The sequence below is a fragment of the Sphingomonas sp. LH128 genome, from assembly GCF_000293195.2.
In the GTDB taxonomy this organism is placed as follows: Bacteria; Pseudomonadota; Alphaproteobacteria; order Sphingomonadales; family Sphingomonadaceae; genus Novosphingobium; species Novosphingobium resinovorum_A.
In genome coordinates this window covers 15,991-28,233 of sequence record NZ_ALVC01000077.1, presented here as the reverse complement: position 1 = coordinate 28,233, position 12,243 = coordinate 15,991, and the positions used below count along the sequence as shown (strand labels likewise).

Annotated in this window: 12 protein-coding genes; 5 read left to right on the top strand and 7 right to left on the bottom strand. The window is 67.4% G+C overall.

The annotated features are described in order from the left end of the window. Positions 1 to 120: 120 nt before the first annotated feature. Positions 121 to 1,383 carry an MFS transporter gene (locus LH128_RS07180; protein ID WP_008828942.1) on the top strand — a complete coding sequence of 421 codons (1,263 nt, stop codon included), beginning with the start codon at positions 121 to 123 and terminating at the stop codon, positions 1,381 to 1,383. A gap of 23 nt (positions 1,384 to 1,406) precedes the next feature. Here the strand turns inward: LH128_RS07180 and LH128_RS07175 are convergent, their stop codons facing one another. Beyond that, positions 1,407 to 3,101 (bottom strand): FAD-dependent oxidoreductase, encoded by a 1,695-nt coding sequence (locus LH128_RS07175; protein WP_008828941.1) that lies wholly within the window; start codon positions 3,099 to 3,101, stop codon positions 1,407 to 1,409. Continuing rightward, positions 3,101 to 3,727, bottom strand: a complete 627-nt coding sequence (locus LH128_RS07170; RefSeq protein ID WP_081798965.1) for a gluconate 2-dehydrogenase subunit 3 family protein — start codon at positions 3,725 to 3,727, stop codon at positions 3,101 to 3,103. Before LH128_RS07170 ends, LH128_RS07175 begins: the two co-directional genes overlap by 1 nt. A 220-nt stretch (positions 3,728 to 3,947) precedes the next feature. Here LH128_RS07170 and LH128_RS07165 point away from each other — a divergent pair, with 220 nt between their 5' ends. Further along, on the top strand, positions 3,948 to 5,150 hold the full coding sequence (locus tag LH128_RS07165) for an MFS transporter (protein WP_008828939.1): 1,203 nt from the start codon (positions 3,948 to 3,950) through the stop codon (positions 5,148 to 5,150). Positions 5,151 to 5,192: 42 nt separating this feature from the next. On the opposite strand, the gene LH128_RS07160 is transcribed toward LH128_RS07165, so the two are convergent. The 4 genes from LH128_RS07160 to rplU form a co-directional block, all read right to left on the bottom strand. Next, positions 5,193 to 6,677: an indolepyruvate oxidoreductase subunit beta family protein gene (locus tag LH128_RS07160; protein WP_327195094.1), complete on the bottom strand. Its 1,485-nt coding sequence runs from the start codon at positions 6,675 to 6,677 to the stop codon at positions 5,193 to 5,195. A gap of 50 nt (positions 6,678 to 6,727) precedes the next feature. After that, on the bottom strand, positions 6,728 to 7,303 hold the full coding sequence (locus tag LH128_RS07155) for a GNAT family N-acetyltransferase (RefSeq protein WP_008828937.1): 576 nt from the start codon (positions 7,301 to 7,303) through the stop codon (positions 6,728 to 6,730). Positions 7,304 to 7,585: 282 nt separating this feature from the next. Next, positions 7,586 to 7,855: a 50S ribosomal protein L27 gene (gene rpmA, locus LH128_RS07150; RefSeq protein WP_008828936.1), complete on the bottom strand. Its 270-nt coding sequence runs from the start codon at positions 7,853 to 7,855 to the stop codon at positions 7,586 to 7,588. A gap of 24 nt (positions 7,856 to 7,879) precedes the next feature. Continuing rightward, on the bottom strand, positions 7,880 to 8,176 hold the full coding sequence (gene rplU / locus LH128_RS07145; protein ID WP_008828935.1) for a 50S ribosomal protein L21: 297 nt from the start codon (positions 8,174 to 8,176) through the stop codon (positions 7,880 to 7,882). A 251-nt stretch (positions 8,177 to 8,427) separates the two neighbouring features. On the opposite strand from rplU, the gene LH128_RS07140 reads away from it, so the two are divergent. Both LH128_RS07140 and LH128_RS07135 read left to right on the top strand, forming a co-directional pair. Next, positions 8,428 to 8,970, top strand: a complete 543-nt coding sequence (locus tag LH128_RS07140; RefSeq protein ID WP_008828934.1) for a hypothetical protein — start codon at positions 8,428 to 8,430, stop codon at positions 8,968 to 8,970. Positions 8,971 to 9,061: 91 nt separating this feature from the next. Further along, positions 9,062 to 10,387 (top strand): dihydroorotase, encoded by a 1,326-nt coding sequence (locus LH128_RS07135; protein ID WP_008828933.1) that lies wholly within the window; start codon positions 9,062 to 9,064, stop codon positions 10,385 to 10,387. 85 nt (positions 10,388 to 10,472) lie between these two features. Here LH128_RS07135 and rarD read toward each other — a convergent pair whose 3' ends face one another. Continuing rightward, on the bottom strand, positions 10,473 to 11,354 hold the full coding sequence (gene rarD, locus LH128_RS07130) for an EamA family transporter RarD (protein WP_327195093.1): 882 nt from the start codon (positions 11,352 to 11,354) through the stop codon (positions 10,473 to 10,475). A 254-nt stretch (positions 11,355 to 11,608) separates the two neighbouring features. Here rarD and LH128_RS07125 point away from each other — a divergent pair, with 254 nt between their 5' ends. Then, positions 11,609 to 12,049 (top strand): glycine zipper 2TM domain-containing protein, encoded by a 441-nt coding sequence (locus LH128_RS07125; RefSeq protein WP_008828931.1) that lies wholly within the window; start codon positions 11,609 to 11,611, stop codon positions 12,047 to 12,049. Positions 12,050 to 12,243: the final 194 nt, after the last annotated feature.

Genomic DNA, 12,243 nt, shown 5'->3' with positions numbered 1-12,243 from the left:
GCTGGCGGCGATCCAGGCGGCTGCCTGAATTCAGCACCCGAAATGCGCAAGGCAGGGCCGCGTGCAAGGCGCGGCCCCGCCCCTACTTCCGCCACACTCCAACCATGACCGGAGCCGTGCATGCCCATCATCGCCCCTCTCGCGCCTGACGTCGCCCCTGACGTCGCCATCGAAGCCGAGCCGGTCGATCGGGCCGCGCGTCTCCCCATGCCCGGCATGGGGCGGCAGGTGGCGATCTTCGCGCTGCTGCTCGCCTGCGAATTCCTCTACGGCTGGGCTTGGAACACGGTGGACGTGCTGCGCCCGTTCATTCGCGCGTCGCTGAACCTCTCGCTGCTGGAGGCAGGATCGGCCTATTCGGCGCAAGGCGCAGGTGCGCTGATCGGCGCGGTGCTGATCGGGCAAATCGCCGACCGCTTCGGCCGTCGCCGGATCTTCGCGCTGGTCGTGCTCGGCTACGGCACGATGCTGATCGCGGGTACGGCGGTCGGCAGCTATCCGATGCTGCTGGTCCAGCGTTTCCTGCTGGGTGCTTTCGCAGGCGCGAGCTTTCCGGTGGGCGTGGGCATCTATGTGAACCTCTTCCGCCCCTCGCTGCGTGGACGTCTGGCAGGGACGATGAACGCCTTCTTCAGCTTCTCGATCGTCGCGCTCGGCCTGGCGATGGGCGCGGTGGCGCCGGGAGACTGGAAGCTGCTGCTGTGGATCGGGGGCCTGCCGACGTTCGCGCTGGCGCTCATGGTGCTGTGGCTGATCCCCGCGCGTTCTCCGATCGACATGGCCAGCGAACGCGCGGCGAAGCTGCCCATCGGCGAACTCTTCGCGCCCGACGTGCGCCGCCAGACGCTCATGCTGGCAGCGATGACCGGCCTCAACTTCTTCGGCTACGCGGCCTACAGCGGCTGGCTGACCACGTACCTTTCCGGCGAACGCGGGTTCGACGCGGCGACGGCCGGAAAGCTGGTGGCCTGGCAGTTCGCGGGCAACATCGCCGGAGGCTTCTTCTGGGGCTGGACGGCCGACCGCTTCGGCCGCCGCTTCAATGCGATCGGCTTCCTGATCGCCGCCGCCGCCATCATCGCCTACCTGCTGGCGCCGACCGACGTGCTGATGCTGCAGCTAATCGGGCTGGTCTACGGCGCAGCATTGTGCTCCAGCGTGACCTGGGGACCGTGGCTAGCCGAACTGTACCCGCCGCACCTGCAGTCCACCGCCGCCTCGATCTTCAACTGGGGCCGGATCATCAGCTTCTTCGCGCCGCTCATCACCGCGACGCTGGCGCAGAAGCTCGGCATGACCATCGCCATGGGCTCGGCGAGCCTGGCGTTTTCGCTGGCGGCGGTGCTATGGCTGGCACAGCGCGAGACGCTGGAGCGGCGCTGAGGCGCCTCCAGCGACAGGAGCCGTCAGGCCGGAACCGCCAGCGCCCCGCCTTTCACCTGCTCCGCCGCATGCGCCGCCGCGCGGGCCGTCAGCGCCATGTAGGTCAGTGACGGGTTCTGGCACGCACTGGAGGCCATCGCCGAACCATCGGTGACGTAGAGATTAGCGATGTCGTGCGCCCGGTTGTGCGCGTCGAGCACCGAAGTGCGCGGATCGCGGCCCATGCGCGCGCCGCCCATCTCGTGCACCGCACCGCCGCCGGAGCCGACCTCCGCCGATTCCGAGAGGATGTCGGCGTCCATCAGCCCGATCATCGCCTTGGCCTCTTCCAGAGCATGGCTCACCAGCCTACGCTCATTGTCGCCATAGGCGAAATCGATGCGGGTCTGCGGCATCCCGAGGCTGTCCACCTTGCCATGGTCGATCGTGACGCGGTTGTGCGCCTGCGGCAGGCATTCGGCAAAGGCGCCCAGCAGCATCGTCCAGTCACCCGGACCGCTGGTCGCCGCCTTGAGGCCGCCGCCGATACCGGGCGTGCCGATACCGTCCGCCCAGCCCCGCCGCGTCGCGCTGCCCTGATAGGAATAGCCGCGCAGCATCTCGCGGTCCTGCCCGTCGAGATTGACGAAGCGCGGGATGACGATCGCCACCGGGCGGTTGCCATAATAAGCATGCCCCTCGAAGCCGCGAATGCGCGCGACGACCGACATCGCCAGCGCATGGTCCATGAAATAACGTCCCAACGTGCCGCTCGAATTGGCGAGGCCGTGCGGATTGGCGTCGTCGGCGGAGCGCAGCAGGACGCTGATCGAATTGACGCTGCCCGCGCACAGGAACACCACGTTGGCACGGTAAATCGTGCGGGCGCGGGTCTTCGCATCAATCACGCGCACGCCGCTGATACGCTTGTTCAAGGGATCGTATTCGAGGCTGTCAACCACCGCGTCAGTCACCAGCGTCAGCCGCCCGGTGGCGCGCGCGGCGGGGAGCGTCGAACTCTGCGTGCTGAAATAGGCCCCGTAGGAGCACCCGCGCGAACAGATGTTGCGGTACTGGCAATGCGAACGGTCGCCCTTTGCCTCGGTCAGGTTGGAACTGCGGCCCATGATCAGTCGCCGCTCGGGCCAGCGTTCGGCGATCCGCTCCTTGAGCGCCGCCTCCACGACATTAAGGTCCATCGGCGGCTGGAACACACCGTCAGGCAACTGATCCAGTCCCTCGCGCGATCCGGAAACGCCGATGAAGCCTTCGACGTGGTCGTACCACGGCGCGATGTCGGCATAGCGGATCGGCCAGTCGGTGCCGTGCCCGTCCCGCGCGTTGGCGCCCCAGTCGAGGTCGCCCCAGCGGTAGCACTGGCGCCCCCATACCAGCGAGCGGCCGCCCAACTGATAGGCGCGGCGCCACTGGAAAGGGTCCGTTGCGGTGGTTTGGTACGGGTTCTCACGGTCGTTGACGAAATGGTCGCGCGACCATTCGGTGAAACCCATGCCCTTGCTCTGCACTGCGTAGTCGCTGGCGTTGAGTTGCGGGTCGCCGAAGCCGCGGAACGGCAGTTCCCATGGCGGCGTCGTCTCGTTGGTGTAGCCCGACTGGTGCTCGATCATGCGGCCGCGTTCGAGCATGAGGACGTTGAGGCCGCGCTCGGTCAGTTCCTTGGCCGCCCAGCCCCCGGTGATCCCGGAGCCTATGACGATGGCATCGAATGCTCCGCTCATTATCCGGCGATCTTCTTCTTGATGGAGTTGGCGGAATAGTCGTTCGACAGCGGCCTGAAGGCAGGCGTCACCGGCACGTCGCGGTCGTAGCGACCGGGAGCGATCTCGTAATCGAGCTGGCCGCTCGCCCCGGCCTCGGAGGTGTAGTAGGCCATCAGGATCAGTGCCTTGGCCGTGAACCAGGGGCTCGGAAATGCGATCGGCGCGGCGAAGACCTTGCGATCGTACTCGCCCAGGATCGCGGCCTGCCGTGCCTGTGACTGGTCCATGAAGCCGCCTGTGGCAAAAAGCCCCGGCACTTCGCCGTCCAGCGCCTGGGCCAGGCGGGCAAGGGTATCGCGCGGCGTGCCCATGAGCCCGGCATCGACCGCGCGCAAAACGAATTCAACATTGCCCTGGTTTCCGGCTCCGGATGTCTCCCCTTGGGGAATCACCAGTCCCAGCAGAACGCCCACCATCGCGCCCTGCTCGACGCCCTCCGCAACCTCTCCGGAGCATGCCGCCGCACCTCCCAGCAGCGCCGCGCAGCCCAGCGCTTCCATCGCCAGAAGTCCTGCACGCAGCGCAGAACGGCGATTTTGAGGCCGCCCCGCAAGATGCGACAAGACATCGTTCGATAGCTGCATTATACCTCCTGCACCCTCACGCCACCCCCGGCAGGGTCGCTTACGGGGCGCCACTCGATCTCGATAATTCAGTCATAAACTAAATTCTCATTCACGCCAATTCAGAATTCACTTTCCGCTTGAGCTGGCATGAACGCAGTGCCATCGACGGAATATCCGGTGCCCGGCGCCAGGCACGGGAGAGACGATTGGCGTCGCAACAAGAAAGGGGAACCGGACAATGGACATCGGCACAAGAGTGCGCCTCTCGCTGATGATGTTTCTTCAGTATTTCGTCTGGGGTGCGTGGTGGGTGCCGTTCGGCAGCTACCTCATGCATGCCGGACTGGGTTCATGGATCGGCACGATGTTTTCCGCGCAAGGCTGGGCCGCGATCCTGTCGCCGCTGTTCGTCGGGGCGATCGCGGATCGCTACTTCTCGGCGCAGAAAGTCGTCGGCGTGCTGCATCTCGCGGGCGGCGGCGCGCTGCTCGCGCTGTCGCTTGCGGGGAGCGACCCGGGCCTCGTCTTCGCGCTGACGCTCGGCGTGCTGCTGGCCTACATGCCCACCCTAGCCCTGTCGAACGCGATCGCCTTCGCCGCGATGACTGACACCGCGAAGGAGTTTCCCGCGATCCGCGTGCTGGGCACCATCGGCTGGATCGTGGCGGGCCTGCTCGTCGGCTGGCTGGGTGCGGAGGAGACCGCGCTACCCCTGCGCATGGCGGCCGGGGTTTCGGTGCTCTACGGCCTCTATGCCTTCACGCTGCCCGCCACTCCTCCGGCCGCCAGCTCGAAGCGCGTGGGCCTTGCCGGACTGCTGGGTCTGGACGCGATCAAGGGCGGCGACCGCTCGTTCTGGGCGCTGATCGGCTGCTCGCTGCTGCTGATGATCCCGCTGAGCTTCTACTACGCCTATGCCAACCCGTTCCTGGTCGGCGTGGGCGTCGGCGCGGCGGCGGGGGTGCAGACGATCGGGCAGGTTTCCGAAGTCGGCTTCCTGCTGCTGCCGCTGTTCCTGCGCTGGTTCGGGATGAAGACGGTGCTGCTCGTCGGCATGCTGGCATGGACCGCACGCTATGCGCTGTTCGCCTTCGGCTTCGACGCGGGCGGCCCGCATATGCCGATGCTGCTGGTCGCGCTGGCGCTGCACGGCGTGTGCTTCGACTTCTTCCTCGTCGCCGGACAGATCTGGGTGGACCAGCGCTTCCCGACCGAGACGCGGGGCCGCGCGCAGTCGTTCCTGGCGCTCGTCACCTGGGGTGTCGGCTCGATCATCGGCAGCCTGCTGGCGAACGCCGTCTACGTCGCGCACAGCGGCGGCACGAACGGGCACGAGGTCGACTGGACCGGCTTCTGGCTGATCCCCTCGGCACTGGCCGCCGTGGTCGCGGTGGTGTTCGCGCTGTCCTTCAGGGACAGCGCGAAGCGGGCCGGGAACTGAGCGTATCGGGGCGATCCCGCAAGGATCGCCCCGATACGGCCATTAACCTGCGAGGGCTTCGGTCAGCCCGCTCGACTTGTCGTCCGCCAGCGCCAGTTCGCGCAAAGTGCGGATGCCTGCCGCATCCCGGGGAGCGCGGGCGTGTTCGGCAACGATGCGCTGGAAGTTCCCGAGGCCGCGCTCGAAGGTATCGCCGTAGCCCTTGATCAGCCGCTGGCAGAGCACCAGTTCCAGCGCCAGTTCGCGGTCCTTGGCTGCCTCGGTGCGCACCAGTTCCAGCCAGTGCTCGATGCGCTCCTGCTCCTCGATGTAGCGCAGCGAGCGCGGGCGGATCGACCGCATCGCCGCAACGGTGCGCAGCGCCAGGAACCAGCGCAAGCCGGTCGTCTCGACATGGCGCCCTTCGGTGAAGAAGCGGCCGAGCAGCTTCGTCAGGCCCTTGCTGGCGAGGATGCGGCGGCCGATCCCGGCGGGCAGCGTCTCGCAGACTTCCTGCAGGCGCGGGTGCATGAATTCGGTGATCGAAAGGATCTGCTCGTCGCCCGCCTTCACTTCGCCGCGTACGCGGGTGATGCGGCTGGCGCGCGTCTTGAGGTCGGCGACGCGAATGGTGTCTTCATAACCCATCCACAGCGCCAGATGGCGCGCGGTCTCGGCGGTCAGTTCGAACGGCGCGGCATCGAGCGCGGCGACGGATTCGAGGCGATCCAGGTAGAGCGCGGCATAGGCGCCGTCCTGCCAGTCCATCAGCTTGGCGACGCCGTGCAGGGCGTTGGCCTGCGCGGGCGGGGGCAGGTTCGCGGCGATGCGCGCGGCGAGCGCGCGGCCCTGCTCGGTGGTCGGCACGGGGAGGTCGTGCGTGATCTCATCCGGCCTGGCAACGGGCTGCTGGGCGCGGTCGAAGCCTTCCTGGAAGCCCTTGAGGTTGCTCTTCACGGCGATGCCGCTGTGCTCGATCGCGGCGCGATAGGTGTCGGCCGCGAAGGGCAAGCCGCCGCTGCCCGCCAGCGCGCCGAACATGATCGCGCTGATGACGCTGCCCGAACGGTCGGTCGCGGCCTCCATGTCGAAGCCGATGAAGCGCTTCGAACGCTGGTACGCCGCCTCGATGATCTTTTCGCCGTTGCCGCGGCCGTCGCCCATCGCCTGCTTCTCGCCGATGGCGTAGATGCGGTGGGTGGAGCCGATCAGCGTCGTGCGCCCCGCGGTGGAGAACCCGCGCAGCAGTGCGCGACCGGTTTCCATGAGTTCGGAGGCGACAACCACGTCCACGTCGCCCGGCATCGGCATCTGCGCCATCACCGGCAGGCGGCCCGATCCGTCGGGCTTCGCCAGTTCGACGTAGTACACGGTCGAGCCGGTGCGCTGCGCCACGCCGGGGACCGAGGTGCCCTGCGCCAGCCAGCCCTCGGCGCGGGCGACTTCCTGAATCCAGTCGGCCAGCACGCCGCCGCCCTGTCCGCCGAGGGCGAGGATGGCGATGGTGATGCGGTTTTCGTTGGCGATCGTCATGGTGGTGTCTCTCACTCTCTTGCTTCATCCTCCCTGTCGCGAAGCGATGGGGAGGTGGCAGCCCGTCAGGGCTGACGGAGGGGACGGGCTGGGTTCCGCCCCCCCCCCCCCCCCCCGCCGCAATCGGCCGGGCTCTCGAACACGATCTCGTGCTCGCGCGAGGGGCTGGCATAGCCCCGTGCCCGGCTGAAGCGCTCGGCAACACGACCTGTGCGGCTGAAACCGACCTTCTCGAGCACCCGGCCCGATGCGGCATTGTCCACGAAGTGGTGCGCCACGACGCGGTCGTGGCCGAGCGCTCGGGTCAGCGACAGCAGGGTGCGGGCGGCCTCGGTCGCATAGCCGCGCCCCTGTTCGTCAGGCGTGATCCAGTAGCCGAGGTTGACCTCGCCATCGAGCATCGACAGGCCGCAGCCGCCGACGATACGGGCACCTTCGGCACCGGGCGCGGTGACGAGGAAGCTGGGAAGGCGGTGATCCTGCGGCTTTTCGACGAAGGCGCGGGCGTCCTCGGCCGTATAGGGCCAGGGCACGCGGGCGAGGTTGCTCACGACGGCTTCATGGCCGATCCGGGCCATCAGCTCGTCGCGATCCTCCGGCCAGGCAGGGCGCAGGAACAGCCTTTCGCTGCGAATGAACATCTTCGTTACTCCAACCCCCGGCGCGCGCTTAGCGGGCCGGCGTGACACTGCAATTACGCCCGTGGTTACAAGGCGGTAATCGCAACAGATCCGAGGGGACGCGCGCCATCGCCGCCGCACCGTGCGCGGTGCAACCCGAAGTCGCCGTGTCGGTTCCCGGACACGCTGGAGGGAGATACGAAAAGAGGGAGACGGGCGGGGCCCTCTCCCTCATTCTGCTGATTCCCTTAAGAGAATCAGCGGGGCCATCCCGTCAGGATGGCCCTTACAGAGACCATCCGATTACTCGGCGGCTTCCGCCATGACGTCTACCGAGACGTACTTGCGGCCCTGCTTGCCGTCGTGGAAGCGCACGCGGCCTTCCGCGAGAGCGAACAGGGTGTGGTCCTTGCCAAGACCGACGTTTACGCCCGGGTACACGCGGGTGCCGCGCTGACGGACGATGATGTTGCCGCCGATCACTTCCTGACCGCCGAACTTCTTGACGCCGAGACGGCGTCCTGCGGAGTCGCGACCGTTACGCGACGAACCGCCTGCTTTCTTATGTGCCATTGCTGGTTACTCCGAATTCTGGGGTCAGCCGACGGACACGATGCGCAGCAGGGTCATCTGCTGGCGGTGGCCTGCCTTGCGACGATAGTTGTGGCGGCGGCGCTTCTTGAACACCACGACCTTCTCGCTCTTCGCCTGGGCGATGATCTCGGCGGCGACGGTCACGTTCGCGATGTCCGCGACTTCGCCGTCCTTGCCTGCGAGCAGGATGTCACCCAGGGTGATCTTGTCACCGGCTTCACCAGCCAGCTTCTCGACCGCGATCTTGTCTCCGGCGGCAACCCGGTACTGCTTGCCGCCCGTGCGCACAACTGCGAACATGGTGCCCTTACCTAATCTCAAAAATGCCCGAAACGAGCCGAAACAAACCTGCCCCGGCCGCTCAGGTCCCGAAGGACCATGGAACTTTTCGGGCGACGTGCCGACCGCCCCGCGTGATGCGAGGTGCCGGAAAGATGGGTGCCGTTAGGGGATGGGCCGATTCGTGTCAACCAAGGACTTGGTGGTGACTGGGGCCGTTTCGGCGGTCCAAAGCCTCTCCCGCTTCGCGTCGGCCGTGCTATGGCAGCTTCATGATCCGCGCGAAAGTCCGTTTGACCCTCCCCGCCATCCTGTGCGGCGTTCTTTCCCTTGCCATGACGGCCTGCTCGTCTTCCGGTGGCTATCCCTCGCTGGCGCAGCGCGACGTCGAGCGCGTCAGCGGCACCGCCAGCGCCGCGCCCGGAGATTCGGGGCAGGCTGCTCCGGCGCTGCCCCCTGCGAGCGCCGATCTCGTCACGCGCCTTGCCGTCCTCGTGAAAATCGCGGGGCAGGCGGATCGTCAGTTCCAGTCCAATCGTCCCGCCGCCGAGCGGGCGAGTGCCGCGGCAGGTTCCACCGGCAGCGATTCGTGGAGCGTTGCCAGCGTCGCCCTGGCAAAGCTCGAATCGAGCCGCTCCTCGGGCATGACGGCGCTCGCCGAACTCGACGTTCTCTATGCCGACGCGCGCGACAAGGCGCCGGTCGAGGAATCGCCCGAGGTCAAGGCCATCGCCGACGCCCGCGCGCAAGTCGCCGCGCTGCTCGATGCGCAGGACAAGGTGCTGGCGGGGCTGGCGGGCCGCCTCAGGACCTGACCGGCCGCCTCGACGGGATTGCCTTGAAAGCGGCGGGAGAGGGGCCTAGGTCGGCCTTCTTCGTGAAATTGCCGCAGAAAGGCCGTCCCAGATGACTGCAACCGCACCCGAACTCGTCCTTTCCGGCGGCACCGTCCATACGCCGAGCGGCCCGGTGGTTGCCGACGTCGCGGTGCGTGACGGCAAGATCCTCGGCGTCGGCTCTTACCCGGACGCAGCGAAGCGGATCGACTGCACCGGGCTCGACGTGCTGCCCGGCGTCATCGACAGCCAGGTCCACTTCCGCGAGCCGGGGCTGGAGCACAAGGAAGACCTTGAGACCGGCAGCCGCGCGGCGGTGATGGGCGGCATCACGGCGGTGTTCGAGATGCCCAACACCAACCCCAATACCGATACCGAGGAGCGCGTCCTCGACAAGCTGAAGCGCGCGCATCACCGCATGTTCTGTGACCATGCCTTCTACGTAGGCGCCACGGCCGACAATGCGGTCGCGCTGGCGGACCTCGAGCGCATTCCCGGTACGGCGGGCGTCAAGATCTTCATGGGCGCCTCGACCGGCAGCCTGCTGGTGGCCGAGGACGAGCAGCTCGCCCGCGTGCTGGCCCACGGCCGCCGCCGCGTCGCCATCCATGCCGAGGACGAGGCGCGCATGAACGCGCGCAAGGACCTGCGGGTGGAGGGCGACCCCTCCAGTCACCCGGTCTGGCGCGACGACGAAAGCGCGATGCTGGCGACGCAGCGCATCCTGCGCCTTGCCCGCGAGGCGCGCCGCCCGATCCACATCCTGCACATCACCACTCCGGCCGAGCTGGAGCTGATCGCCCAGCACCGCGATGTCGCGACCTGCGAGGTGACTCCGCAGCACCTGACGCTGGCGGCCGAGGACGCCTATCCCAGGATCGGCACCTTCGCGCAGATGAACCCGCCGATCCGCTCGGCCGCGCACCGCGACGGGTTGTGGCACTGGCTGCGCGCGGGCGTGCCCGACGTGATCGGCTCCGACCACGCGCCGCACACGCGCGAGGAAAAGGCCAAGACCTATCCGAACAGCCCCTCGGGGATGCCGGGCGTGCAGACCCTGCTGCCGCTGATGCTCGACCATGTCGCCAAGGGGCGCATGACGCTGGAGCGGCTGATCGACATGACCTCTTCGGGCGTGCAGCGCGTGTTCGGTCTCGTCGGCAAGGGCCGCATTGCGGTGGGCTATGACGCGGACTTCACCGTGGTCGACCGCAAGGGCACTTTCACGGTGACCGAGGAATGGGGCGAGAGCCGCTGCGGCTGGACGCCTTTCGCCGGCATGGAACTGGAAGGTCGCGTCGTCGGTACGATCGTGCGCGGGCACTCGGCGATGTGGGAAGGCCAACTCGCCAACGAGGCACAGGGCGAGGCGCTGCGGTTCGCCGGGGCGCTCTGAGCCCTTCGACAAAGCTCAGGGTGAGCGGGGGGTGGTGAAAACTTCCCGGCCCCGCTCAGGCTGAGCTTGTCGAAGCCCCCGCCAATCAGTTCCTGCGAGACAGGATGTCCCAGCAGAATACGCCGACGGCCGCCCAGATGAAGGCGAAGCAGACCAGCTGGATCGGCCTCAGCGGCTCGTGGAAGATGAACACGCTCATCAGGAACAACCCGGTCGGCGTCACGAACTGGATGAAGCCCAGCACCGAGAAGGGCAGGGCGCGCGCGGCGGTGGCGAAGAGCATCAGCGGAATCGCGGTCAGCGGCCCGGCGCAGAGCAGCAGCAGGCTGATCCGCGTCGAGGAGCCCATCGCCAGCCCGCCCGGCGCCTGCATCTGCCACCACATCAGGGCGAGCGCGGGCACGAACAGCACCAGCGTCTCGACCGTCAGGCCCGGCAGCGCGGCCACCGGCGCGAGCTTGCGGGCCAGGCCGTAGCACGCGAAGCTCAGCGCCAGCATCAGGCTGATCCATAAGGTATCGAGCGCGCCCTTCGCCAGCAGCGCCACGCCGATCGTCGCGAGGGCCACGGCGATCCACTGTCGCCGGGTCAGTTTCTCCTTGAGGAAGACCGTCGCCGCAAGGATGTTCATCAGCGGATTGATGTAATAGCCCAGGCTGGCCGCGAGCACGTGGCCCTCCATGATCGCGACGACATAGATGAGCCAGTTCGCGCCGATCAGGAACCCGCTCAGCGCCAGCGTGGCGAGGGTGCGCGGGTTGGTCAGCGCTGCCCGAAGTGCCGCGCCTTGCCGCAACACGGCGACCGCGATGAGGCAGAACGGCAGCGTGCACATCAGGCGCCAGACGACCACCTCGAACGGCGCGACGTCCTTCAACAGCGCGAAGTAGAGCGGGAACAGGCACCAGATGCCGTAGGCGCCGAATGCCGGAAGCAGGCCGGAAACGGAAGGCGAGTGCCGGGTCATTTGGCGGGGCATTGTCTCGGGCATCGGCTGCATATCTCTCCCGGCGGTCGGGGGTATCCGCGGTGCATGCCCCTTAGAAGGGCACCGGAACGGGGGCAACCACTCGCTCCATCGCCTGTGCGCCGACGGCTCGTCGCAAAATCGAATCCTGACAAGCGCGTTGCGGTTCGTTCAGGATCGAAGGCTTAAAGATGAATGCGTAAGGCGGATCGACTCGGATGGCCGGTTCGCTTCCTTAGAAGAGGAGAGTTGAGATGAACGCATTCTTCAAGGCCTCGGCCATCGCCGCAGCCGCTGCCAGCTTGACCGTCGCACTGCCTGCTTCGGCCGCCATCGCCCCTTACGGCAACGGTTTCACCGCGCCGGGCGAGCAGACCTACGAGCATGGCCGCGACCGCTATCGTTACTCGCGCGAGGATTATCGCCGCGGCTACGGCAACCGTGACAGCTATCGCTATCGTGACGACCGTTATCGCGACGACTATCGCCGCAGCTCGTGGCGCGGCAACGACGGCCGTTACTACTGCCGCCGGGGCAACGGCACCACCGGCCTGTTGATCGGCGGTGCGGGCGGCGCGCTGCTGGGCCGCGAGATCGACGGCGGCCGCGACCGGACTGTCGGCACCGTGCTCGGTGCGGCCGCCGGTGCCCTGCTCGGCCGCGAGGTCGATCGCGGCGGATCGCGCTGCCGCTAAGGCATTCGACAGAACAGCTTTCCCCGCACGTACGGCGACTTGCGGGGGAACCGTCCGGGCCTGAACAGCTCGGGCGGGAGGGCGTCCGCATTCGTGCGGGCGCCCTCGTCGTTCGTTTGGAAAATGCCCAGCGGGGCATTTTCGACCGGCACCGGCCCGCGCCCCCACCCGACCTCCCATCTAGGGTACACTTG